The organism is Gordonia sp. 852002-50816_SCH5313054-c, from assembly GCF_001665925.1.
GTDB lineage: Bacteria > Actinomycetota > Actinomycetes > Mycobacteriales > Mycobacteriaceae > Gordonia > Gordonia jacobaea.
The window spans coordinates 45,663-69,494 of record NZ_LZTE01000051.1; the positions used below are offsets into that span (position 1 = coordinate 45,663).

Here is a 23,832-nt window from a genome sequence, read left to right on the forward strand (position 1 = left end):
GTGGTGTTCCGACCTCGGTCAGTTCGTGTGCATCGGCTGCGGCTCGATGCGATGCGATTCAAGGATGGCGCGGCCGTCGTCGGAGATGGGTCGCGGGCGAGAAGTACTGGGGTCGATCGCGACGAGCGTTGTCTCGGCGACGGCACAGACGAGACCGGACGGATCGGCCAGGACGGCCGTCAGTGTGTACGACGTCCGTCCGATCCGCGAGACGCCGGTGGTGATGGTGACCGGGTCGAACGAGTACTCGAGGACTGCGCGGAACTCGATGACCTGACGCGCGACCAGAATCGGTAGCACCACCGACTTGCCCTCGAACCACTCCGCGAACGTGCGCACACGACTTTCTTCGAAGAGCCTGGCGAACTGCACGTTGTTGACATGCTTGTTGACATCCATGTCGCCCCAGCGCAACTGTAGGGACACTGTGGTTGCGCCCGACGGCGACACCGGACCGGGGCCAACGGACGCGGCGGGCTCGCCGGCGACGATCGGGACAGTGGTATCTGACACGCTCCGCAGCCTATCCGGCGGAACCGACATCGGCGGCACGGCGTCGTCGACAACTACACACTCACGCACGACACCCGTGTCGAAGACGCGCGCCACCTACCGTGTCGAAGACACGCACGACACACCGCGACGATCTGACCCGGTCCGGGCGGAGACTACGTAGACTCCGTGACCGGGGAGAGACTTGCAGGGGGCCATGACCGCCCGGCACGCTCGGTTTTCTTGGGGGATGTGTGAACGTTGAGACTCGCCGTCTACGGCTGCGACCGGTCGACGCGACCGACGTCGATGCGCTCGTGTTTCTCGACTCCGATCCCGAGGTCATGCGGTTTGTCTCGGGCGGACGCCCGACGCCGCGTGCCGAGATCTCCGACTGGGTCATCCCCCGCGCTCGGGCCGAACTGCGCACCGGTCGGGGTGGGATGTGGATCGCCATCGACCAGCGCTATCAGGCATTTCTCGGCTGGGTACTCCTCCGTGCGCCGCGCCACAGTCAGCGTTCGGAGATGGAACTGAGCTATCGGCTGTGCCGCGAGACGTGGGGCCGTGGACTCGCCACCGAGGCGGCCCGCGCCGTCGTCGGACTCGCATTCGACGAACTGCACACCGAGCGTGTTTTCGCGAGCACCACTCTGCGCAATTCCTCGTCGCGACGAGTGATGGAAAAGCTCGGGATGCGGGTGTCAGGCGTTCGGGCGGGCGGCGATCTCGTCGACAGGCAGCCCGCACATGGTCACGGGAATCGTGAGAACCTGGGAGAACTCGAATACGAGCTGCTCAGACACCATTGGGAAGCACTGGTCATGGGCGCCGACGCGCGCCGACACCAGGTGCTGAACCTGCCCGCGTGACGCTGGGGTGCCGTGCCGTACGTGACGGCGGTGATGCGTCCGCAACACCGCCGCGCGAGCAGTTCGGCGTCAACCGAAGGCTCACCGCGACCTACGACTGATCATTGACTACCGTTGAGATGTACGCGCGCCCTGCGCGTCGTTCCTGCAATGCGCGAAGGAGATGTTCTCGATCATGAGCAGCCCCGCTCCGACAGCCCCCGCCCGTCCTCGTGTTGTCATTATCGGCTCGGGATTCGGCGGATTGTTCGCCGCGCAGCGACTCCGCAAGGCCGACGTCGACGTCACGTTGATTGCCAAGACCACGCACCATCTTTTCCAGCCCATGCTCTATCAGGTCGCGACGGGAATCGTCGCCGAGGGTGAGATCGCTCCGGCCACCCGGGTCGTCCTGCGCAAGCAGAACAACACCGCCGTCCTCATGGGCGACGTGTTCGAGATCGATCTCAAGAACAAGGTCGTCAAGTCACGTCTGCTCGAGCGAGTGACCGAGACCCCCTTCGACAAACTCATCATCGCTGCGGGCGCCGATCAGTCGTACTTCGGCAACGACCGGTTCGCCGAGTTCGCTCCCGGCATGAAGACCATCGACGACGCCCTCGAACTTCGCGGTCGTATTCTCGGCGCGTTCGAGCAGGCAGAACTGTCCGACGACCCTGCCGAGCGCGACAAGTTGCTCACGTTCGTGGTCGTCGGTGCCGGACCTACGGGTGTCGAGCTCGCAGGGCAGATCGCCGAGATGAGCGACAAGACCCTCAAGGGCACCTTCCGCAACATCGACCCCACTCAGGCGAGGGTGATCCTGCTCGACGCCGCGCCCGCGGTTCTGCCGCCGATGGGACCGAAGCTCGGGACGAAGGCCGCCAAGCGCCTCGAGAAGCTCGGCGTCGAGATCCAGCTCAACGCAATGGTTGTCGACGTCGACTACGACGGTCTCGTGGTGAAGGAGAAGGACGGCACCACGCGTCGAATCGAGTCGCAGTGCAAGGTGTGGTCTGCCGGTGTTCAGGCGAGCCCGCTCGGCAAGCAGCTCGCAGAGCAGTCGGGCGTCGAGCTCGACCGCGCGGGGCGCGTCAAGGTGCTCGCCGACCTGTCGATCCCCGGCTACCCCGACGTCTTCGTCGTCGGCGACATGATGTCCGTCGAGGGTGTGCCCGGCATGGCGCAGGGCGCGATTCAGGGCGGTCGGTACGCGGCCGACTGCATCAAGAACGGACTCAAGGGTCAGACCCCGCAGCAGCGAAAGCCGTTCTCGTACCACGACAAGGGTTCGATGGCGACGGTGTCGCGGTTCTCAGCGGTGATGTCGGTGCCGATCCCGGGAACAGACAAGCGGTTCGAGACCGAGGGATACTTCGCGTGGGTGGGCTGGTTGGCCCTGCACCTGGTCTATCTGGTCGGCTTCCGCAACCGCCTCAACACGCTGATCAACTGGTTCTTCGCGTTCAGCACCCGTGGGCGCACCCAGCTCGCGGTGACCGAACAGCAGGTCTACGCCCGCACCGCCATCGGGCATCTCTCCGAACTCGAGAACAAGCCCATCTACGAGGTCGAGGGCGAATCGGTCGGGGCAGACGCAACGACACCAGAGGCCGACGCAGAGGTCGAGAAGAAAACCGACACCAAGGCGAGCTGACCGCCTGCTCGACTTCCAGTACAGGTCACGGCGCCATCGTCGCGAGTTCCATCTCGTCGACGAGGCGCCGTGTCTGTGCGACGGTCGCTCCGAGTGCGGTGGCGAGCGACCCGCCCGATGCCAGGCCCAGGCGGGCGGCGAAAGCCTCCGGGTCGACCTGATCGGCGCGCGTGTCCGGGTAGCGGAAGACGCTGCTGGTCGCGCGAAGGCCGGACTGATGCGCGGTTGAGCCGACACCCAGCGCCACCCGGTGTCGCAGCGCGGGAACGTCACCGACATCGACATGCAGTCCGCCCTCCCAACGCCCGCCGGCGTCCTTGTCGCCGAGTTCCGCGGAACGTCCGATCTGCACGTCTTCGGAGAGCGTGAGGATCGCATCGTCTGACATCGCGACCACGATCTCCGACCGATGATCAGCACCGGCCGCGACGACAGTCGGCTCCGGATGCAGATGTAACCGGGCACCTGGCCCGAGTTCGATGTACCACGACATCGTCGAGTCGACGCGCCGGGTCGACGGCAGGGCGATGGTCGCAGCAACACTGCCGAGGTCGAGGTGGGCGCCCGCTTCGACGATCACACGCACCTCGATGTCGTCCCCACCGAGCGGCGTAGCTGCCGTTCCGATGAGATGTGCTGCCTGCGAACCGGTTTGGCGTACGGCCAACCCACCGGATGCCCGGTGTCGGAAACGCCGACCGGGCTCGACGACGATCTCGACCCTGGTACGCATTACCCCGTCGCCACGGGCGCCGCGAGTTGTGCGCGAACCCACGCCAAGACGTCGGTGGCGGCCGGGTCGTCGGTCAACGAGATCATCGCGGTCGGCCGGTCGTCGCGGACCTTCGCGGCATCGCGGCGCATGACGTCGAGATCGGCATTGACCCGCTCGGCGAGGTCGGTCTTGTTGATCACCAGCAGATCCGAGAAGGTGACGCCCGGTCCGCCCTTGCGCGGGACCTTGTCGCCACCGGCGACGTCGATCACGAAGATCTGCACGTCGATCAGGCCGGTCGAGAAGGTGGCGGTGAGGTTGTCGCCACCGGATTCGACGAGAATCAGGTCGAGCGGTGGATTCGCCGCGACCAGGTCGTCGATCGCGTCGAGATTCGCGGTGATGTCATCGCGGATCGCGGTGTGCGGACAACCACCCGTCTGCACAGCCGTGATGCGCTCGTCGGGCAGAACAGCGTTGCGCCGCAAGAAGTCTGCATCCTCGGTGGTGTAGATGTCGTTGGTCAGAACCGCGACGGAGAGTTCCTCGCGAAGCTGGCGGCACAGCGCTGCGACCAAAGCCGTCTTACCCGATCCGACAGGTCCGCCGACACCGATCCGCAATGCCTCGCCCGGCTCGCGGTGACGTCGCGGACGGTCATGATCGTGGCTGTGCGGCTCTCCGTCGATGAGATGCGGTGGCATGGTGATCCTTTCGGGATTGTGGACAGTGCGGGGTGGTCTACGTGACTTAACGCTACGTCGCGAGGTGAACGACAACGTCAGGACATGAACAGGGGCATGGGTTGTCGCTCATGGCGTTCGCCGAAGACGTCGAGAACCGGATCGGAGAGATCAGCGAGACCCACCGCCGCCGACGCCGCGACACGTTCGCACTCGGGACCGAGGTCGGCGATCATGAGCGCGACGTCGGCGGGGTCGAGCGCGAGGAGTCGCTGGCCGGCCGTCGCCGAGCCGCTCATCGTCGTGTAGACGAGTACCAGGGCGGTGTGGAATCCCGACAGTGCGCTTGCCGCCCCCACCGCTCCACTGATGACCGGCAGATGCGTCGTCGGCATGTGCGACGACCAATCACGTTCCGGCCACATACGTTTGGCCAATCGGAGCATGCCACGGCCCTGAGCGATCGACGCTTTGCGTGCGGCCGCCGACGGCGTGCGTGCGTCGGTTTCCTGCAGCGCACGCGCAACGTCGATGCTGCCGTCGGCGACGGCCGCCGCGATGGACGCGGCAACCAAACCGCTCGTGGTGACACGTCGATGCAGGAAAGACGCGAGATCACTGACCCCACGGATAAAGCCGTCGGCGATGGCCTGTTCGACGCCGCCCGAGTGCACGTGCCCGCCGACAGGCAGCCGGGAATCGGCCAGCGACAACATCATTGCCAGCGGCGCGCCCGCGTAGCGCGATGGTTTCTCAGGTGGGGTCATGGTGCGGTTCTCGAGATCGGGGCGGGAGCATGGGCAACTCAGAACAGGAAATAGCGTTGCGCCATGGGCAGTTCGGTGACCGGCGGCGCATCCCACACCTCGCCGTCGACGGTGACGGTGAACGTGTCCGGGTCGACAGTGATCTCCGGCCGGGCGTCGTTGTTGGTCATGTCGGCTTTTCCGATTCCGCGAGTGTCGGTGACCGGCACGAGTGTGCGTCGCACACCGATGCGCTCGGCGAGGTCGGGATCGCAGCCCGGTGCGACGAAACTAATCGACGTCGCGGCAGCCAACGGTGCGCTCGCCCCGAACATCGGACGCGGCAACACCGGCTGCGGTGTGGGGATGGACGCGTTCGCGTCGCCCATCTGTGCCCACGCGATCGCGCCACCCTTGATGACGAGATCTGGTCGGACGCCGAAGAATGCGGGATCCCAGAGCACGAGGTCGGCGAGCTTGCCCGTTTCCACCGACCCGATCTCGGAGTCGAACCCATGCGCGACGGCCGGGCAGATCGTGTACTTGGCGATGTAGCGCTGCGCGCGATTGTTGTCGGCGGCGCCGTCGCCCGGCAGTGATCCGCGTTTGCGCTTCATCACATGCGCGGTCTGCCAGGTACGCAACACCACCTCACCGATGCGACCCATCGCCTGCGAATCCGAACCGATCATCGAGATCGCACCCAGATCATGGAGCAGATCCTCCGCGGCGATCGTCGACGGTCGGATACGGCTCTCGGCGAACGCGAGGTCTTCGGGCACCGTCGGATTGAGGTGGTGGCAGACCATCAGCATGTCGAGATGCTCGTCGAGCGTGTTGACGGTGTGCGGACGCGTCGGATTCGTCGAACTCGGAAGCACATTGGGAACCGAGGCGACCGTGATGATGTCGGGCGCGTGCCCACCTCCGGCACCTTCGGTGTGATACGCGTGAATGCTGCGTCCGGCGATCGCACCGAGCGTCGACTCGACGAAGCCTGCCTCGTTGAGCGTGTCCGAGTGCAGGGCGACCTGCACACCGGTCTCGTCGGCGACGCGCAGGCACGCGTCGATCGCGGCGGGCGTACTCCCCCAGTCCTCGTGCAGTTTGAAGCCCGACGCACCTGCGCGGATCTGTTCGTGCATCGCCTCGGCGCTCACCGTGTTGCCCTTGCCGAGCAGCGCGATGTTCATCGGCCAGCCGTCGGTCGCGGCGAGCATCGACGCGAGGTGCCACGAGCCGGGCGACACCGTGGTCGCCTTACTCCCCTCGGCCGGACCCGTGCCGCCGCCGATCAGCGTGGTGATGCCGTTGCCGAGCGCCTCGTCCATGATCTGTGGGCAGATGAAGTGGACGTGGCAGTCGATGGCGCCCGCGGTGAGGATTTTGCCGTTTCCCGCGATGATCTCGGTGGAGGCGCCGATCACCAGCTCGGGATGAACGCCGTCCATGGTGTCCGGGTTGCCCGCCTTGCCCAGCGCGATGATCCGTCCGTCGCGAATACCGACGTCTGCCTTGATGATTCCCCAGTGATCGAGGATGACCACACCGGTGATGACGGTGTCGGGAGCACCGTCGGCGCGGGTGGCGCGACTCTGTCCCATCGACTCGCGGATCACCTTGCCGCCACCGAATACCGCTTCGTCGCCGGCGAGACCCGGTCCGCCGGAACGATCTTCGGTCACCTCGATGAGCAAGTCGGTGTCGGCGAGGCGAATTCGGTCACCGGTCGTCGGACCGAAGAGTTGTGCGTAGCGGTCGCGTCCCAGAATTGCCATGTCAGTCGACCTTTCCCGGCGCGTCCAGCGAAATCCCGTATACCTCACGGGTTCCGCCGAGGGGTACGAGCGTCACGGTCATCTCGATGCCGGGTTCGAAGCGAACCGCGGTACCTGCGGCGATGTCGAGTCGACGGCCCCGCGCGGCGGCCCTGTCGAAATCGAGCGCCGAATTGGCTTGGGGGAAGTGCACATGGCTACCGACCTGGACGGGCCGATCACCCGAGTTCACGACGGTCAACGTCACGGGGTCGGCTCCTGCGTTGAGTTCGATGGTTCCCGGTGCGGCGATCACCTCGCCGGGGATCACCGCGGGACTGTCGTCAGACATGACACCTCTCGTTCTGGCAGCCGCGCGGTGTCGCCGACACGCCGGTACGCGGGATGACGAACATGGAATACGTTGTCGCCGTTGGCTTTTGCGCTACAAGGTCCCGGTGGCTCATCAGCATCACCCGATCGGATGATGCACGGTGACGAGTTTCGTTCCGTCCGGGAACGTTGCCTCCACCTGGACGTCGTGCAGCATCTCGGGCACACCGTCCATCACGTCGTCGCGAGCAAGGACCTCACGACCGGATGCCATGAGTTCGGCGACACTGCGTCCGTCCCGCGCACCCTCGAGTACGTGATCGGTGATCAGCGCGACGGCCTCGGGGTGGTTCAACTTCAGACCCCTCCCCTGCCTGCGCCGCGCCAGTTCCGCGGCGTAGGAGATGAGCAACCGTTCTTGTTCATGTGGCGACAGCCGCACCTGAACCCCTCTTCACGACGATCCGGGGTCGACACACCCCACTGCTGGTGTGGTCATCCTGCCACGCGCGCTGCGCCGCGGCGCGTCGAAGCGCCATCACTCGTCGACGAGTGCACCGCCGGTGGCGCGCAACTGCGCGAGGCGGGTCGAGGTGCACTGCGGCGCGATCGCGGTGACCTCGTCCTCGGTAAACGCGCCTGCCGCCAACCCCCGGCCGACGACCAGCGCCAACGACATCGCGGTGGCCGGCTCGTCGACGACGTCGCCGCCGCGTCGCTCGAAATAGCTCTGCAGTCGAGTCACCGCGGTCGGCATCGCCGACCGGTAGAACCCGGTGACCGCGGCCCATCGGGTGATCAGATGCCCCGGATGCATATCCCATCCCTGGTAGTAGCCGCGCTCGAGTGACCGCAGCACCAGCGAGTGGTGACGCCGCAACGCCGCCGCGACCTGGGCGTCGTCGCCGGTCGGCATGACCTGAGTCGAGCCGTCACTGAGCCAGACGCCGGTCTGCGCGGCCGCGGCCTGCATGACGTTCTTGGCGTGATCGGCGACCGGATGCGCGAGAGACTGCTGCGCCGAGACGATTCCGCATGCTGCGCTGTAGTCGTAGGTGCCGTAGTGCAGACCGCTCAGCCGCGGGGCGCCCCGATGCACCGCTTCGGCAACCGTTGCGCGACCGTCTTGGCCGAGGATCGCCTGCGGGATCTCGATTTGCAGTTCGTATCGCAACGAGCCGGGAGGCACGCCGTGGACGCGCTCGAACTCGGCACACAGCAGATTCACGGCGTCGACCTGCCGCACGTCGCGCAGCTTCGGCACGGTGAACACGAAACCGTCGGGGATCCCACCCGCGGCGTCGAGGACCAGTTCAAGCGTGCGCAGACCGCGGCTGCGCTCGACGACTCCGAGTCCCTTGGCCCGCAAACCCGCGGATCGAGGTGCGTGGGGTCGTTGGCGAGTCCAGGCGGCGAGGGTCTCGCCTGCCCGACGGGCGTCGGCATCCTCGGTGGCGTCCGGACGCCATCCGTAACCGTCTTCGAGATCGATCCGCAGATCCTCGATCGGGTTGGTTCGTAACCGCTCGAGCACGATTCCGACCACGTCGTCGTCCGCGAGTTCGCCGAGGACAGCCGACGCGGCGTCGGCGATCCGGAGCGCCTCGTCACCCCACGATCGCGGCGTCTGTTCGTCGACGTCTGCCGCGCTCACGTAGACGGTGTGCACCGGCTGCGGATCAGCACGATCGCCGGGGTAGTGCGCCGCGAGATCGTCGTCGACCGGCGCAAGGAGCTCTTCTACCGAGCGCCGGACGTCGGCGCCCAACGTGTGCCGCGAGGTCACGCGCCCGCAGGCATGTCGATGTTCTGGAGACGCACCTGCGACGTGGCCAGCAGGCGACCGGCGTCGTCGGACATCTCGACACGCCAGAGCTGCTGCCGGCGTCCGCGGTGGATCGGGGACGACGTGGCGGTGACGACGCCACTGCTGACCGAACGGAGGAAGTCGGTGTTGTTGTTCACGCCGACCGCGGTCTGACCCGGCCCCTGCTTGGACAGCCACACGAAGCCACTGGTGCTGGCAACGCTCTCGGCGATTGCGCAGTAGATGCCGCCGTGCACGATGCCGAACGGCTGATGATGTCGCGAATCGATCTCCAAGGTCGCGGTGACCGCGCCGTCGTCGTCGATGTCGGTGATCTGCAGGCCGAGCAGGGCGTCGAGACCCTTACCCGCGAACTTCGAGAAATCGTCCGTGTCGTCAACAGTCATGCGAACAAGAGTGTCACGACTCACGTGACCGGGCATCGCTGGCCCTGTGGCCCTTCCCCGGGAACCAGTAAGCCCCACATCCCGTTGGGGATGTGGGGCTTACCGCGACGTGGACCGGGGGTCTCTGCAGCCCTCAGGACTCTCGCGCGGTCCGACGTTGTGATTAACGTAGGCTAGCCTTACCAACATTGTCAAGGCACCCCGCGAGGCAAGTTGGCCCCGGCGTCGAGCAAGTAGAGGAAACGGCAGTAAAATGCGAAAGATGAACGGATTGGGCGATCTGGAGCGTGCGGTGATGGACTCCCTTTGGGAGAGTCCCACACCTCAGACGGTTCGCCAGGTCCACGCGGATCTATCCCGCGACCGCTCCCTGGCCTACACCACGGTGATGACCGTGCTGCAGCGTCTGGCGAAGAAGAACCTGGTCACGCAGATCCGCGAGGACCGAGCCCACAAGTACGTCCCCACCCATCCACGCGAAGACCTCGTGGCGTCATTGATGGTCGATGCGCTCAGCGAAGCGCATGCCCCCGGCTCTCGGCACGCGGCCCTCGTCAGCTTTGTCGGTCGAGTAGGCGCCGACGAAGCCGCCGCGCTGCGTCGTGCGCTCGATGAGCTCGAAGCAGCCCGCGGTACTCAAGAGACCAGCTAGATTCGCTTTAGTACCGTTGATTCACTCGCTTTCGTTCTATGTATTTACTTGCACGACTGATTCACCCTGCTATACAGCCCACCGCTAGGACAGCACTCGATGACCGCACTGCTCTTCGGCATCATGACGCTGGTTTTCGTCGGCCCTGCCCCTGAGGCGTTGTCGCGAGCCCAGTGGCCGATTCGTGCACCCCGAGCAGCAATGACGCTGTGGCAGGCCATCGCACTCGCGGCCGTGCTGTCTGCGTTCAGTTGCGGTCTGGCAATCGCGGCGAATCTGCTCTCCCCCGGCCCCGACGGCGCGCCGACGACCCACCCGCTCCGGGAGATCGAACGGGTCGGGCTTCCGCTGTGGATTGCCTATGTGGGCGTCTTCGCGCTCACGCTGCTCATCGGCGCCCGCCTGATCTTCACGGTCGTTCGCGTCGGTGTACGCACCCGTGCTCGACGGGCGACGCATCGCCAACTCATCGACATCCTCGACCGATGCGACCGCTCCGATCAGTCGCATCCGCTGTTCGGTCGCGATATCCGCATGATCGACGTCGAGCAGCCACTCGCCTACTGCCTGCCCGGCATTCGGCAGCGCGTCGTGCTGAGTGAGGGCGTCGTGGCCCGACTCTCCCGGGACGAACTCATCGCCGTCATCGCACACGAACGTGCACACCTTCGCGCACGCCACGACCTCGTCCTCGAAGCGTTCATCGCGCTCCATGAAGCGTTCCCCCGCTTCGTACGTAGTTCCTCCGCGCTCGGTTCGGTCGAGCTTCTCGTCGAGGCCCTCGCCGACGACCAGGCGGTTCGAGCAACCGCACCGACAACACTCGGGCGCGCGCTTGTTGCGTGCGCGGACGCCGTCGCACCACGCGGCGCGATGGCCGTCGGCGGGCCGACAACGCTGACCCGCGTCCATCGCCTCCGGCACGACCGCGCGCCGATCTGGCTGGTCACAGTGGCGTATTCGGGCGCGACCGCGATCCTGGTGGTGCCGACGCTGGCCGTCGCAATCCCCTGGCTGACCGAACTGAGCAGGCTCGTCGCGGCTCACTGATGCTCTCGTGGGCCGGATCGGCCTGCGACACCGTCGACCGGTGCGGTTGCGACACTTCGGACACCACAGAACACAGGATGCCTCCGAGGCAATAGGCTGGTGGCATGACCAACTCCGCCACATCGTCCGCGTCGTCGAAGGCCCAGATCGGAGTCACCGGCCTGGCAGTCATGGGCTCCAACATCGCCCGCAATTTCGCTCACCACGGCTACACCGTTGCACTCCACAATCGCTCCATCGCCAAGACCGATGCTCTCCTTGATGAGCATGGCAGCGAGGGCAACTTCATCCGCACCGAGACGATGCAGGAGTTCGTCGACGCGTTGGAGAAGCCACGTCGCGTGTTGATCATGGTCAAGGCGGGCGACCCCACCGACGCGGTCATCTCTGAGCTGGCCGACGTGATGGAGAAGGGCGACATCATCATTGATGGCGGCAACTCCCTCTACACCGACACGATCCGTCGCGAGGCTGCGATGGCCGAACGCGGCCTGAACTTCATCGGCGCGGGCATCTCCGGCGGCGAGGAAGGCGCACTCAACGGTCCGTCGATCATGCCCGGCGGCCCCGCGGTGTCGTACGAATCGGTCGGGCCGATGCTCGAGAAGATCTCCGCGCACGTCGACGGCGAACCCTGTTGCACCCACATCGGTCCCGACGGCAGCGGCCACTTCGTCAAGATGGTCCACAACGGCATCGAGTACGCCGACATGCAGCTCATCGGCGAGGCGTACGACCTGATGCGTCGAGGCCTCGGCATGGAACCTGCCGAGATCGCCGACGTCTTCGCCGAGTGGAACAAGGGTGAACTCGAGAGCTACCTGGTCGAGATCACCGCGCAGGTGCTGGCCCAGGTCGACGCCGAGACCGGTAAACCACTCGTCGACGTCATCGTCGACCAGGCGGGCCAGAAGGGCACCGGCCGGTGGACGGTGAAGGCCGCACTCGACCTCGGCATCCCGGTGACCGGGATCGCGGAGGCGGTGTTCGCCCGGGCGCTGTCGAGCGCTGCCGACCAGCGGTCCGCGGCAACGTCGCTGGCCTCGGGAACGCTCGCAGAGGCTCCGAAGGACAAAGAGCAGTTCGTCGAGGACATCCGCCGCGCGCTCTACGCCTCCAAAATGGTCGCCTATGCCCAGGGATTCGACGAGATCAGCGCGGGCAGCCAGGAGTACAACTGGAACGTCGACCGCGGCTCGCTCGCCACGATCTGGCGAGGCGGCTGCATCATCCGCGCGAAGTTCCTCAACCGGATTCGCGACGCGTACGCCGACAACGCCGACCTGCCGAGCCTGCTGCTCGCGCCCTACTTCACCGACGCCGTGGAGTCGTCCCTCGACAGTTGGCGACGAGTGGTGTCGGCGGCGACGCTGATGGGAGTGCCCGTACCGGCGTTCGCCTCATCGATCTCCTACTACGACGGATTGCGCAGCGACCGGCTGCCTGCCGCCCTGACGCAGGGCCTGCGCGACTACTTCGGCGCACATACCTACAAGCGCGTCGACAAGCCCGGAACCTTCCACACGCTCTGGGGCCAGGATCGCACCGAGGTGAAGACCGACTGAACGTCGAGGGTGAAGACAGTCTGAACGCAGCGGATCTGTCGCGGGTTCTGGTCATCTCTCCGCATCTCGACGATGCGGTGTATTCGGCCGGCGCAGCGCTGTCGGCGATGGACGACGTCGTTGTCGTGACCATGTTGGCCGGGCGGCCCGATCCGCCTCAGCACACGGAATGGGACCGCTCGACCGGCTTCGCGTCTTCGAGCGAAGCACTCGACATCCGCCGAGCAGAGGACGAGAAGGCCGTCGCGACGCTCGGTGCTCGCGCGGTACATCTCGATTTCCTCGACCAGCAGTACGGTGGCGCCGACCTCGTGGCGCTGAGCGGCGCTGTATCCGAACTGGTGGAAACCCACCGACCACAGGTGGTTATCGGACCGCTCGGTGTCAGGCATGCCGACCACCTGCTCGTACGTAACGCGGTTCTTGCGGCACGGGTGCCGGTTCCCCTGTGGATGTACGCGGATCTGCCGTACTGCAATTACAGCCGCAGCGACGAGATGGCCAGTCGCGACGTGTTGCGTTGGCGGGGATGCGTGCTCGACGAGGTGCAACCGGCCGCCGGGTCGATGGATCTCAAACGCACGGCCGTCGAGTGCTACCCCACGCAGAACACACAGTTCGACATGAACAAAATCGTTGCACCCGAACGTTTTTGGGCTGTCACCCGCGACCTCTGACGGTCACCGGATGCGCACCAGGCACGTCCACCGCCGGGCGGACGCCGGATGCGGCAGAGTCCGGCGCCGACCATGCCGTCGGCGACTGAGCCCGACCCAATCTCACTGAATGCTCAACCAGGACACGGCCGCACCGGGTCAATGCGTACACAACTGCGACGTCAGCGGGACGCCGCGACAATTATTGTCGCGGCCTCGCGCTGACGACCGGATTGTGTACGTACCCCGCCACGCGGCCGTTGAGTGCTACCCCACCCATAACACAGTTCAACATCGACAAAATCGTTGCGCCCGAACGTTTTTGGGCTGTGACCCGCGACCTCTGACCGCCACCGCAAACGCACCAGGCACGTCCACCGTCGGGGCGGACGCCGGATGCGGCAGAGTCCGGGGCCGACCATGCCGTCGGCGACTGAGCCCGACCCGATCTCACGGAATGCTGAACTCGGGCACGGCCGCGCGGGGTCGCTGCGTACACAACTGCGACGCCAGCGGGACGCCGCGACAATAATTGTCACGGCCTCGCGCTGACGACCGGATTGTGTACGTACCCCGCGGCCCGCCACGAGCCTGCTGTCGGTCACCGGGTGCGCAGCACCCGCGCGTACGCCGATGGCGACGCCGCCATGCCGACCGCGAACGCCGCGGAGCGCAACTGGCCGCTGGCGACCAGCGGAATCACGTCGGCGAGCGACGACCGCCGGCGCGACTCCGCGATCAGAGAACGGACTACGTCGGGGTCTCCGAAGTTGGCCTGCGCGGCCCGCATCGCCATGTGCGCGGCGGGTATGAGCACCTCCCGGTAGCGAAACGCGCGGGCGAGCGAGCGGTTCCGACTCCCCTCCAGCCAGCTCGATCCCCACCCCGACAGCGCGTTGCGCTCGCGAAGCTCCGGGGCAAGTCGGGCCACTTCGTCGCCCATCGTGAAGACATCGGCGGTGTGCGTGCAGGTGACCTGCGACGTCGACTCAGGATGCTGTCGATACCAGAGCAGCGGCTCGTCGACGAGCGCGACGCGGTCGGCGCGCAGGGCGATGCGCAGCGTTGCCGCCATATCCTCATACGCTCTGCGTTCGTCCCAGGGTGCATCGCCGAGCACCGCGCGGCGGAACAATCGTGCCGGCGGATACGCCTTCACCCTGCCCCGCATGAGCATTCGGGCGAATTCGTGGCCGTCGACAAATCGCCGCCGCATTCGACGTTCGGCAACGCCGAGAGCAGCCCCAGCAGGATCGACGAACATCGTTCGGCAGGAAGCGAAGTCGGCATGTTCTCGGACCAGCGCGTCGAGCATGCGCGCGGTGAACGTGGGGTCGGCGAGGTCGTCGCTGTCGAAGAACCAGATCACGTCGCCGGTTGCTGCACGCACGCCGGCGTTGCGCGCATAACCCGCGCCACGATTGCGATCGAGTTCGACAACGCGGTGGTCGACACCAGCCGACGTGAGGATGTGCGTCGCCACCGCGATCGACCCGTCGTCGCCGCGGTCGTCGACCACGACAACTTCGTCGACTGGCCTGACTTGCCGCAGGATCGCGCGCAGGCACGGCTCGATGTACAGCGCACTCCGATACACGGGTATGACTACCGACAGGCGCGTCGGATCGGGCGTCGGCGCCACCTTGCCCACGTCACTCCTCGCGCTCAGTCACTTCACAGCGGTTTGCCAGCAAAGTTAGCCTAGCCTTCCCCACAAGAAAAGACTCCGATCGCCCGACGCGCCGACGGCAACAACCCACGAATCGCAGCCGAGTCATCGCCGGGTACAGTGTGTGTACGTGCGCTTTCTCTCGGGACACTCGCCCGCTTATGACCTCACCTACGACGATGTCTTCGTCGTTCCGTCACGCAGTGACGTGATCTCCCGCTTCGACGTCGACCTCGCGTCTTCTGACGGCTCGGGCACGACCATCCCCGTCGTCGTCGCGAACATGACCGCTGTCGCCGGAAAGCGGATGGCTGAAACCGTCGCCCGCCGGGGCGGATTGGTCGTGTTGCCGCAGGACCTGCCGATCCCGGCCGTGGAGTCGAGCATCGCGTTCGTCAAGTCGCGCGACCTCGTGGCCGACACCCCGGTCACACTCGAACTCGACGATTCGGTCAGCGACGCGCTCGCACTGATCACCAAACGTGCGCACGGCATCGTCGTGGTCGTCGACCGTGACGGGCGGCCCGTCGGCACCGTCGACGAGACGGCGTGTACCGACGTCGACCGCTTCACCCGACTCGGCGACGTCCTCGACCGCGGGTTCGTCTCGGTGGCCGCCGGAACGGACGTCCGGGAAGTCTTCGAGATCCTCGACGCCGCGCACCAGCACGCCGCGATCATGCTCGACGGCGACGGACGCCTCACCGGCGTGGTCACCCGGACTGGCGCACTGCGCAGCGGCATCTACCGCCCTGCCGTCGACGACGAGAACCGCCTCCGCATCGCGACGGCCGTCGGCATCAACGGCGACGTCGTCGGCAAGGCGAAGGCACTCGTGGCCGCCGGTTCCGACCTCCTGGTCATCGACACGGCACACGGGCACCAGGAGAAGATGCTCGCGGCGCTCGAAGCTGTCGCAACGGCCGACCTCGGCGTCCCGTTGGCCGCCGGAAACGTCGTGTCCGCCGCGGGCACACGCGACCTGATCAACGCCGGAGCCGACATCGTGAAGGTCGGCGTCGGGCCCGGCGCGATGTGCACGACGCGGATGATGACCGGCGTCGGACGGCCGCAGTTCTCCGCGGTCGCCGAATGTTCAACCACCGCAGCAGAACTCGGCAAACACGTGTGGGCAGATGGTGGTGTCCGCCATCCTCGCGACGTCGCACTGGCTATCGCCGCAGGCGCGTCGAACGTGATGATCGGGTCGTGGTTCGCGGGGACCTACGAGTCGCCCGGCGATCTCAAGCGCGACGCGTCGGGCGCGCTCTACAAGGAAAGCTTCGGGATGGCGTCCAAGCGCGCTGTGGCAGCGCGCACCTCTGCCGACAGCGCTTTCGACCAGGCGCGCAAGGCGCTGTTCGAGGAGGGCATCTCCAGTTCCCGGATCAAGCTCGACGCCGAGCGTCCGAGCGTCGAAGACCTCATCGACCACATCTGTTCGGGTGTGCGCAGCACGGCGACCTACACCGGCGCGCGATCGCTCGGCGAACTGCGTGAGCGCGTGGTTCTCGGAGTGCAGTCGCCCGCAGGCTTCGCCGAGGGCAAACCGCTACCGACAGGTTGGTGAGCCCTCGCCACCGACGCCGCACCTAGAATGGTCTGCGTTGCCCACGGAGCGCACCGACTCCGTGGCGCTGTCCCCAGCCACTCGGTGCGTCATGGAGGGATCGCCTGTGCCACAGGCACCGGACGCTCTGTCTCGACACGAAGGTGACACGTGCAGGCGCTGATCATCGTCGCCAGCCTGATCGGGTTCATAGCGCTGACCCTCGGTACCGCGATCTTCGTCGCGGCCGAGTTCTCCCTCACCGCGCTCGAACGGTCAGCCGTCGAATCCGAGGTCGCCACCCGCGGCGACCGTCGTTCACGCATTGTGCAGCGCGCACACCGGACGCTGTCGTTCCAGCTCTCGGGCGCACAGCTCGGTATCACGATCACGACGCTGATCACCGGCTATATCGCCGAGCCGGTGCTGGCACAGATCCTCGGTCCCGTATTCCGCGCGATGGGCGTGAGCGAATCGGTCGCGTCGGTCCTCTCACTCGTTTTCGCGCTGCTCATCGCGACGTCGCTGTCGATGGTGCTCGGCGAGCTGGTCCCCAAGAACATCGCCATCGCACGTCCGATGGCGGTGGCACGTGCCACCGCCGCCCCTCTCGCCTACTTTTCGCTGGCGTTCCGCTGGGTCATCCGGGGTCTCAACGGCGCCGCGAACTGGATCGTGCGGCGGATGGGTATCGAGCCTGCCGAGGAACTGCGGTCGGCGCGATCGCCGTCGGAGTTCGGTTCGCTCGTACGCAACTCGGCCAAACAGGGGTCCATCGACCCGGAGACGGCGATGCTCGTCGATCGGTCACTCAAATTCGGTGAACTCACCGCCGAGGATCTGATGACCCCGCGCGTCACGGTCGAATACCTCGACCGCGACGACACGATTCGCGACCTCGTCATGGCGACGTCGCGGACCGGACACTCACGCTTCCCGATCGTCAACGACGGCGATCTCGACGACATGATCGGCGTCGTCCACATCAAGCAGGCGTTCACCGTCGCCCCGGAAGAACAACTCTCGACGTCCCTCTCGTCGATAGCGCGCTCGGTACCCACCGTCCCGACGACTCTCGACGGCGACGCGTTGATGGAGCAGATCCGTGCCGACGGCATGGAGGTCTGCGTGGTGATCGACGAGTACGGCGGCACTGCCGGAATCGTGACGACCGAGGACCTCATCGAAGAGATCCTCGGCGACGTCACCGACGAGCACGACGACGAACGCGCCGACGTCCAGGTCGACGCCAACGGATATCTGCTCTCGGGACTGCTGCGCACCGACGAGGTCGCCGACGCCACCGGCTACCGCGCTCCCGATGGCCCGTATGACACGCTCGGCGGTCTTGTGATGAACGAACTCGGTCGCATCCCGGCAGCGGGTGATTCCGTCGACCTCCCGATGGTGGTGTCTCTGCGCGACGACGACGAAGACGAATCCGACGAGGAGTTCGACACCACCCCGTGGAATGCGACCGTCGTCGCGATGGACGGTCGACGCGTCGACGTCGTGCGACTGACACCCATCACGTCCGACGACGCATCGAGCGACAGCCCGGGAGCTCACGATGAGTGACGCATGGGCAATCGTTCTCACCGTGGTGTTGCTCGCGGGCAACGCGTTCTTCGTCGGCGCTGAATTCTCCCTCATCTCGGCACGACGCGACCGACTGGAAGCGCTCGCCGAGAGCGGAAAATCGCGGGCCCGCACGGTGATCCGTGCGAGCGAGCATCTCTCGCTCATGCTCGCAGGCGCCCAATTGGGCATCACGATCTGTTCGATCCTGCTCGGCCGGGTCGGCGAACCGGCCGTCGCACACATCCTCGAGCTACCACTCGAGGTCGCACACGTCCCCGAGTCGCTGCTGCACCCCATCTCGTTCGCCGTGGCGCTCGGACTCGTTGCGGTGCTGCACATCCTGCTCGGCGAGATGGTGCCCAAGAACATCGCGCTCGCCGGTCCGGAACGCGCAGCCATGCTGCTCGTCCCCGTTCACCTCGGCTTCATCAAGATCGTCCGCCCGCTCATCGCGTTCTACAACTGGCTGGCGAACATCACGCTTCGCGCATTGCGCGTCGAGCCGAAGGACGAGCTCGATTCGACGGTCTCGCCCGTCGAACTCGCGCAGATGCTCGGCGAGTCCCGTGAGGAAGGCCTGATCGACGCGGAGGAACACGAGCGTCTGACCCGCGCACTGCGGTCGGTCGCCCGCACGGTGTCGGAGGTGATGATCCCGCTCGATCGGATGCGCAGCGTCGACGTCGAGGTCGATCCGGTGACCGGTGGCGTCGGCCCCACCCTCGGGTCGGTCGAGCGAGCCGTCAGCGACACCGGTTTCTCCCGGTTCCCGGTGCGCGGCCTCGACGGCACCTTCACCGGTTACCTCCACCTGAAGGACGTGCTCGACGACATCCTCGACGACAACGTCGGCCAGGAGACGATCATCGGCGTCGACAAGATCCGTCCACTTCCGGTGATCGGCATCGACACCCCACTCGACGACGCGACGCGCGCCCTGCGCCGCACCAGCTCACACCTCGGTGCGGTGGTCGACGACTCGGGACGCACCGTCGGCATCGTGGCGCTCGCCGACCTCGTGGAGGAGTTCGTCGGCACCGTCCGCGACGAGACGCATCGGGTGTGACCATGACGCACGCGACTCCCGGCCGCCCTGTCGAGCTCTCGAACCCTGTCCTCTCCCCCGACGTCTTATCCCCTGACGTCTTATCTCCCGACGCCTGGCAGGCGCGTCGCGCCGCACACGAGTCGCGCGTCGAAGATCTCGTCGGGCCGTACCTGCGGTCGAGGGCGCAGGGCGAAAAGCACCCCGTCCTCGACTTCTTGTTCACCTACTACTCGGCACGCCCCTCACACCTACGCCGCTGGCACCCCGGCTACGGCGTCGTGCTGGCGGCGCCGGGTCCCACGGGCGACCGCGGCCAAGCGCGCGTCCTCGAAGAGCTGTCGACCCTTCGCGGCTACACCCGAACTCCCGACGGGGGCGTGACCGTCGACCCGGCGTTCCTCACCGAACGTCGCGGCGCACTTCTCGCCACCTGCGCACTTCTCGACGCCACCGCCTCGCGCCCCGCCCGCCTGGGATGCTTCGGTCTGCATGAGTGGGCGATGGTCTACCGCACCGACGCGCCCCGACATTCCGTCCCGCTGCGGCTCGGATCGGCCGCCACCGACGCCGTCGTCGAATCGATGCCGTTGCGGTGCACACACTTCGACGCTTTCCGCTTCTTCACCGACGCGGCTCGTCCACGAAACGAGTCGACGTTGTCGCGGCAGACACAGATCGAGCACGAACAACCCGGCTGTCTGCACGCGACCATGGACCTGTACCGCGCCTGCATCAACCTCGCGCCGCTGATTCCCGCGGAGCTGACACTCGTCGCCTTCGAGCTCGCACTCACCGCCCGCGAGCTCGACATGCGAGCGAGTCCCTACGACCTGCGAGACCTCGGCTACGCGCCCGTCGAGATCGAGACGCCCGCGGGGCGGGCCGAGTACGTCCGCGAGCAGTCGGCCATCGCCGATCGTGGCGCCGAGCTGCGCGGCACGCTGCGTTCCCACCTCGGCGTGCTGCTCGACGCCTGCTGACGACGCGATTTACCTCGCGGGTAACATGGAGCGCGTTCACGATCGCCCCTGTTGTCCCGATGAGGGCTGATGACGTGCGCGGATTCGACACCGAAGCCGCAACGCCACCGGCTTCCGGGCCACCGGAGAAGGAAGGCTCTTATGTCGGACCAGACCCCTGCCGTTGACTCCACCGCCCGCACGAATGTGGAGGGCCTTCAGGTCGCCACCGTCCTCTACGACTTCATCAACAGCGAGGCGCTTCCGGGCTCGGGTGTCGACAAGGACACCTTCTGGAAGGGCGCGGCCGCCGTCATCAACGACCTCGCACCCCGCAACCGTGAGCTGCTCGCAGTGCGTGACGACCTGCAGAGCAAGATCGACGCGTGGCACCGCGACCACAAGGGCGTCGACTTCTCCGATCCTGCCGTGTTCGGCGAGTACAAGCAGTTCCTCACCGATGTCGGCTACCTCGCCGAGGTGCCCGCCGACTTCCAGATCGGCACCACCAACGTCGACCGTGAGATCTCCGAGACGGCAGGACCTCAGCTCGTCGTGCCGATCCTCAACGCGCGATTCGCACTGAACGCGTCGAATGCGCGCTGGGGCTCGCTCTACGACGCCCTGTACGGCACCGACGTCATCAGCGACGAGGGCGGCGCCGAGAAGGGCAAGGGCTACAACAAGGTTCGCGGCGACAAGGTCATCGCGTACGCAAAGGGCTTCCTGGACAAGGCTGTTCCGCTCGAGCAGTGCAGCTACACCGACGTCACCAAGATCGCCGTGGTCGACGGTGCTGTCCAGGTGACGCTCGCCGACGGCACGACGTCGACCCTCGCCGATCCCTCCGCGTTCGCGGGCTACACCGGCGACGCGGCGTCCCCCGCGTCGGTCCTGCTGCGCCACAACGGCTTGTACCTCGACATCGAGATCGACCCGTCGTCGCCGATCGGGCAGACCGATCCGGCAGGCATCAAGGACGTCGTGATGGAGTCGGCGATCACCACGATCATGGACTTCGAGGACTCGGTCGCCGCAGTCGACGCCGACGACAAGGTCCTCGGCTACCGCAACTGGCTCGGACTCAACAAGGGCGACCTGTCCGAAGAGGTCAGCAAGGGCGGCAAGACCTTCACCCGCGTGCTCAACCCCAACCGGACCTACACCGCGCCCGACGGCACGGGCTTCGACCTGCACGGTCGTTCACTGCTGTTCGTGCGCAACGTCGGCCACCTCATGACCAACCCCGCCGTTCTCGACGCCGACGGCAACGAGGTGCCCGAGGGCATCCTCGACGCCCTGGTCACCTCGCTCGCGGGCATTCACGGTTTGAGCGACGACGGTCTGCAGAACTCGCGCACGGGTTCGATCTACATCGTCAAGCCCAAGATGCACGGACCCGACGAAGCCGCATTCACCGTCGAGCTGTTCGGTCGCGTGGAGAAGGTTCTCGGCCTGCCGGAGAACACCCTTAAGGTCGGCATCATGGACGAGGAGCGCCGCACCTCGGTGAACCTCAAGGCCTCGATCAAGGCCGCAGAAGACCGTGTGGTGTTCATCAACACCGGCTTCCTCGACCGCACCGGCGACGAGATCCACACCTCCATGGAGGCGGGTGCGATGATCCGCAAGGGTGAGATGAAGAAGGCCAAGTGGATGGTCACCTACGAGGACTCCAACGTCGACATCGGTCTACACGCCGGTCTCCAGCACAAGGCTCAGATCGGTAAGGGCATGTGGGCCATGACCGACCTGATGGCCGACATGGTCGAGCAGAAGATCGCACAGCCCGAGGCCGGCGCGAGCACCGCCTGGGTGCCCTCACCCACCGGCGCCACACTGCACGCGATGCACTACCACCTCGTCGATGTGTTCGAGCGCCAGGACGAGATCGCCAAGCGCGACCCGGCGTCGGTCGACGACATCCTGACCATTCCGCTCGCACCGAAGACCGACTGGTCCGACGCGGAGAAGAAGGAAGAACTCGACAACAACTGCCAGTCGATCCTGGGCTACGTGGTGCGCTGGATCGACCACGGCGTCGGCTGTTCCAAGGTTCCCGACATCCACGACGTCGCGCTCATGGAAGATCGTGCAACGCTGCGCATCTCCAGCCAGCTCCTCGCCAACTGGATTCATCACGGGATCGTCACCGCAGACGACGTCGTCGCTGCGCTCGAGCGGATGGCCCCGGTGGTCGATCGGCAGAACGCGGACGATCCGACCTATTCGCCGATGGCTCCGGATTTCGAAACGAATATCGCATTCCAGGCCGCCAAGGAACTTATCCTCGAGGGAGCGAAGCAGCCGAGCGGCTACACCGAGCCGATCCTGCATCGCAAGCGCCGCGAGTACAAGGCTGCCGCGGCCAAGGCGTGAACACGCGTGAGGTCCCGGACGGACGCCCTGTCTGTCCGGGACCTCGCACGCGACAACGGAGGCGGTAGTGGCGCATCATCGGGTAACCGGTGGCGGAAGCGGAATCAGGCAGCGGGGGGTCAGCCGCGGGCTGGTGTTCGTATTACTCGCTCTGGTGCTGATAGCCGCCGTGATCGTGGCATGGCAGCAACTCGGCGACCACCTCGACAAGCAGGCTGATTCTGCTGCTGCCTCGTGCATCGAGGGGCCTGCGACGGTCGACGTCGTAGCCGACGCCGACGTCGCTCCGGCACTGATCGCGATCGCTCGCGAGTTCGGTGCGAGCAAACCCGTCGTTCGCGACCACTGCATCACCGTCGCCGTGCGTGCGGGCGACGCGAAGACCACCCTGGACGGGCTGGCCGGAAATTGGGACGCCGCGTCGATGGGAGCGTTTCCCGCCGCGTGGATTCCGCAGTCGTCGGTATGGGCCGCCGAGTTGGCGCAGGCAAAACCGTCGGCACTCGAGGGAACACCGACATCGTTGGTGACCTCGCCTGTCGTGCTCGCGACATCAGCAGAGCTGGGCAGCAAGATCGACGGCAAGATCGATTGGGGCCAGGTCCCCACGCTGCAGCAACGCGACGGCAGCCTCCGCGACTTCGACATCACCGGCTGGGGTTCCCTGCGCATGGCAATGCCGCTCGGCGCGCAGTCCGACGCCTCCTCGCTCGCCGCGCAGGCGGTAGCCATGCGCGTCATGCGCACCACCGGACCGCTCACCAACGACGACGCCTCATCTGACCGAGTCGCGTCGAGCGTCGGGGCGATGCTCGACGGCGCGCCGCAATCACCCGACGGCAGCCCCGTCGGAGCGGCGACGGTCATGCGCGACGCGTCCGACGCGAAAACCTCGCCCATCCACGCTGTACCGATCACCGAGCAGCAGCTCTACAAACTCACCCGCGAGGATTCGACGGCCCGTCTCGCCGAGATCGTGCCGAGCGGCCCGACACCCTTTGCCGATTTCCCGATCATCCGGCTCGCCGGTGACCAGGTCTCGCCCGTGGCGAGCGCCGCGATCGCCGACTTCTTCCGCTTCGCCCAGGACCAGAAGCACCTGTCGTTGCTGACGTCGCAGGGATTCCGCGGCAACGCACCGCTACCGCCCGCGACGAAAACCGTCGGATTCCCGATCACCAAGGAGCCGATGCCGCAGCCCGAGAACTCAGCCATCGTGACGATCAACAAACTCGTCTACGGACGCGACTTCGGCCCCTCCGCCTGAACCGGAACG

Annotated in this window: 22 protein-coding genes; 12 read left to right on the plus strand and 10 right to left on the minus strand. The window is 66.2% G+C overall.

Annotation, left to right across the window (positions count from 1 at the left end; genetic code table 11):
• Window positions 1–18 precede the first annotated feature (18 nt).
• Entirely contained in the window at window positions 19–513 is a 495-nt protein-coding gene (locus A5788_RS11855; RefSeq protein ID WP_231894218.1) for an acyl-CoA thioesterase, read from the minus strand.
• A gap of 233 nt (window positions 514–746) precedes the next feature.
• On the opposite strand from A5788_RS11855, the gene A5788_RS11860 reads away from it, so the two are divergent.
• Entirely contained in the window at window positions 747–1,364 is a 618-nt protein-coding gene (locus tag A5788_RS11860) for a GNAT family N-acetyltransferase (RefSeq protein ID WP_064867649.1), read from the plus strand.
• A gap of 175 nt (window positions 1,365–1,539) precedes the next feature.
• Window positions 1,540–3,000, plus strand: a complete 1,461-nt coding sequence (locus A5788_RS11865) for an NAD(P)/FAD-dependent oxidoreductase (protein WP_064867856.1) — start codon at window positions 1,540–1,542, stop codon at window positions 2,998–3,000.
• A 25-nt stretch (window positions 3,001–3,025) separates the two neighbouring features.
• Here A5788_RS11865 and A5788_RS11870 read toward each other — a convergent pair whose 3' ends face one another.
• From A5788_RS11870 to A5788_RS11905, 8 genes are all read right to left on the minus strand, one after another.
• Complete coding sequence (locus A5788_RS11870; protein WP_064867651.1) at window positions 3,026–3,733, minus strand: urease accessory protein UreD; 708 nt, start codon at window positions 3,731–3,733, stop codon at window positions 3,026–3,028.
• Entirely contained in the window at window positions 3,733–4,419 is a 687-nt protein-coding gene (ureG, locus tag A5788_RS11875) for an urease accessory protein UreG (RefSeq protein ID WP_064867653.1), read from the minus strand. The genes A5788_RS11870 and ureG overlap by 1 nt, the downstream gene beginning before the upstream one ends.
• Before the next feature lie 77 nt (window positions 4,420–4,496).
• Window positions 4,497–5,165: an urease accessory protein UreF gene (locus tag A5788_RS11880; protein ID WP_064870071.1), complete on the minus strand. Its 669-nt coding sequence runs from the start codon at window positions 5,163–5,165 to the stop codon at window positions 4,497–4,499.
• A gap of 38 nt (window positions 5,166–5,203) precedes the next feature.
• Window positions 5,204–6,922: an urease subunit alpha gene (locus A5788_RS11885; protein ID WP_064867657.1), complete on the minus strand. Its 1,719-nt coding sequence runs from the start codon at window positions 6,920–6,922 to the stop codon at window positions 5,204–5,206.
• A gap of 1 nt (window position 6,923) precedes the next feature.
• Entirely contained in the window at window positions 6,924–7,253 is a 330-nt protein-coding gene (locus tag A5788_RS11890) for an urease subunit beta (RefSeq protein ID WP_064867659.1), read from the minus strand.
• A gap of 120 nt (window positions 7,254–7,373) precedes the next feature.
• The gene (locus tag A5788_RS11895) at window positions 7,374–7,676 is read right to left on the minus strand and encodes an urease subunit gamma (protein ID WP_064867661.1); all 303 of its coding nucleotides are present in this window, start codon (window positions 7,674–7,676) and stop codon (window positions 7,374–7,376) included.
• A gap of 96 nt (window positions 7,677–7,772) precedes the next feature.
• The gene (locus A5788_RS11900; protein WP_064867663.1) at window positions 7,773–9,020 is read right to left on the minus strand and encodes a DUF6986 family protein; all 1,248 of its coding nucleotides are present in this window, start codon (window positions 9,018–9,020) and stop codon (window positions 7,773–7,775) included.
• Entirely contained in the window at window positions 9,017–9,448 is a 432-nt protein-coding gene (locus A5788_RS11905; protein ID WP_064867664.1) for a PaaI family thioesterase, read from the minus strand. The genes A5788_RS11900 and A5788_RS11905 overlap by 4 nt, the downstream gene beginning before the upstream one ends.
• Before the next feature lie 253 nt (window positions 9,449–9,701).
• Between A5788_RS11905 and A5788_RS11910 the strand changes: the two genes are divergently transcribed.
• The 4 genes from A5788_RS11910 to A5788_RS11925 all read left to right on the plus strand — a co-directional run bounded on the left by A5788_RS11910 (window position 9,702) and on the right by A5788_RS11925 (window position 13,392).
• Window positions 9,702–10,100, plus strand: coding sequence for a BlaI/MecI/CopY family transcriptional regulator (locus A5788_RS11910; RefSeq protein WP_005206837.1), 399 nt, complete (start codon window positions 9,702–9,704; stop codon window positions 10,098–10,100).
• Window positions 10,101–10,199: 99 nt separating this feature from the next.
• A complete protein-coding gene (locus tag A5788_RS11915; protein ID WP_005206839.1) occupies window positions 10,200–11,150 on the plus strand; it encodes a M56 family metallopeptidase in 951 nt (316 codons plus the stop codon).
• Window positions 11,151–11,254: 104 nt separating this feature from the next.
• Entirely contained in the window at window positions 11,255–12,715 is a 1,461-nt protein-coding gene (gndA, locus tag A5788_RS11920; RefSeq protein ID WP_064867666.1) for an NADP-dependent phosphogluconate dehydrogenase, read from the plus strand.
• Window positions 12,716–12,768: 53 nt separating this feature from the next.
• A complete protein-coding gene (locus A5788_RS11925; protein ID WP_269449596.1) occupies window positions 12,769–13,392 on the plus strand; it encodes a PIG-L deacetylase family protein in 624 nt (207 codons plus the stop codon).
• 580 nt (window positions 13,393–13,972) lie between these two features.
• On the opposite strand, the gene A5788_RS11930 is transcribed toward A5788_RS11925, so the two are convergent.
• Complete coding sequence (locus A5788_RS11930; RefSeq protein ID WP_064870070.1) at window positions 13,973–15,022, minus strand: glycosyltransferase family 2 protein; 1,050 nt, start codon at window positions 15,020–15,022, stop codon at window positions 13,973–13,975.
• A 148-nt stretch (window positions 15,023–15,170) separates the two neighbouring features.
• Between A5788_RS11930 and A5788_RS11935 the strand changes: the two genes are divergently transcribed.
• The 6 genes from A5788_RS11935 (at window position 15,171) to A5788_RS11960 (ending at window position 23,823) form a co-directional block, all read left to right on the plus strand.
• The gene (locus A5788_RS11935; RefSeq protein ID WP_064867860.1) at window positions 15,171–16,610 is read left to right on the plus strand and encodes a GuaB1 family IMP dehydrogenase-related protein; all 1,440 of its coding nucleotides are present in this window, start codon (window positions 15,171–15,173) and stop codon (window positions 16,608–16,610) included.
• A 150-nt stretch (window positions 16,611–16,760) separates the two neighbouring features.
• A complete protein-coding gene (locus A5788_RS11940) occupies window positions 16,761–18,167 on the plus strand; it encodes a hemolysin family protein (RefSeq protein ID WP_064867670.1) in 1,407 nt (468 codons plus the stop codon).
• Window positions 18,160–19,236, plus strand: a complete 1,077-nt coding sequence (locus tag A5788_RS11945; RefSeq protein ID WP_064867673.1) for a hemolysin family protein — start codon at window positions 18,160–18,162, stop codon at window positions 19,234–19,236. Before A5788_RS11940 ends, A5788_RS11945 begins: the two co-directional genes overlap by 8 nt.
• A 2-nt stretch (window positions 19,237–19,238) precedes the next feature.
• Complete coding sequence (locus tag A5788_RS11950) at window positions 19,239–20,198, plus strand: hypothetical protein (protein ID WP_064867862.1); 960 nt, start codon at window positions 19,239–19,241, stop codon at window positions 20,196–20,198.
• A 141-nt stretch (window positions 20,199–20,339) separates the two neighbouring features.
• Window positions 20,340–22,556, plus strand: a complete 2,217-nt coding sequence (locus A5788_RS11955) for a malate synthase G (RefSeq protein ID WP_064867675.1) — start codon at window positions 20,340–20,342, stop codon at window positions 22,554–22,556.
• Between the two features lie 67 nt (window positions 22,557–22,623).
• Window positions 22,624–23,823, plus strand: a complete 1,200-nt coding sequence (locus A5788_RS11960) for a substrate-binding domain-containing protein (RefSeq protein WP_064867677.1) — start codon at window positions 22,624–22,626, stop codon at window positions 23,821–23,823.
• Window positions 23,824–23,832 lie beyond the last annotated feature (9 nt).

Bases quoted from the DNA above. Each gene is read 5' to 3' on its own strand.
- A5788_RS11865 (WP_064867856.1), top strand. From the start codon at position 1,540: ATGAGCAGCCCCGCTCCGACAGCCCCCGCCCGTCCTCGTGTTGTCATT.
- A5788_RS11870 (WP_064867651.1), bottom strand. From the start codon at position 3,733: ATGCGTACCAGGGTCGAGATCGTCGTCGAGCCCGGTCGGCGTTTCCGA.
- ureG (WP_064867653.1), bottom strand. From the start codon at position 4,419: ATGCCACCGCATCTCATCGACGGAGAGCCGCACAGCCACGATCATGAC.
- A5788_RS11880 (WP_064870071.1), bottom strand. From the start codon at position 5,165: ATGACCCCACCTGAGAAACCATCGCGCTACGCGGGCGCGCCGCTGGCA.
- A5788_RS11885 (WP_064867657.1), bottom strand. From the start codon at position 6,922: ATGGCAATTCTGGGACGCGACCGCTACGCACAACTCTTCGGTCCGACG.
- A5788_RS11890 (WP_064867659.1), bottom strand. From the start codon at position 7,253: ATGTCTGACGACAGTCCCGCGGTGATCCCCGGCGAGGTGATCGCCGCA.
- A5788_RS11905 (WP_064867664.1), bottom strand. From the start codon at position 9,448: ATGACTGTTGACGACACGGACGATTTCTCGAAGTTCGCGGGTAAGGGT.
- A5788_RS11910 (WP_005206837.1), top strand. From the start codon at position 9,702: ATGCGAAAGATGAACGGATTGGGCGATCTGGAGCGTGCGGTGATGGAC.
- A5788_RS11915 (WP_005206839.1), top strand. From the start codon at position 10,200: ATGACCGCACTGCTCTTCGGCATCATGACGCTGGTTTTCGTCGGCCCT.
- gndA (WP_064867666.1), top strand. From the start codon at position 11,255: ATGACCAACTCCGCCACATCGTCCGCGTCGTCGAAGGCCCAGATCGGA.
- A5788_RS11945 (WP_064867673.1), top strand. From the start codon at position 18,160: ATGAGTGACGCATGGGCAATCGTTCTCACCGTGGTGTTGCTCGCGGGC.
- A5788_RS11950 (WP_064867862.1), top strand. From the start codon at position 19,239: ATGACGCACGCGACTCCCGGCCGCCCTGTCGAGCTCTCGAACCCTGTC.
- A5788_RS11955 (WP_064867675.1), top strand. From the start codon at position 20,340: ATGTCGGACCAGACCCCTGCCGTTGACTCCACCGCCCGCACGAATGTG.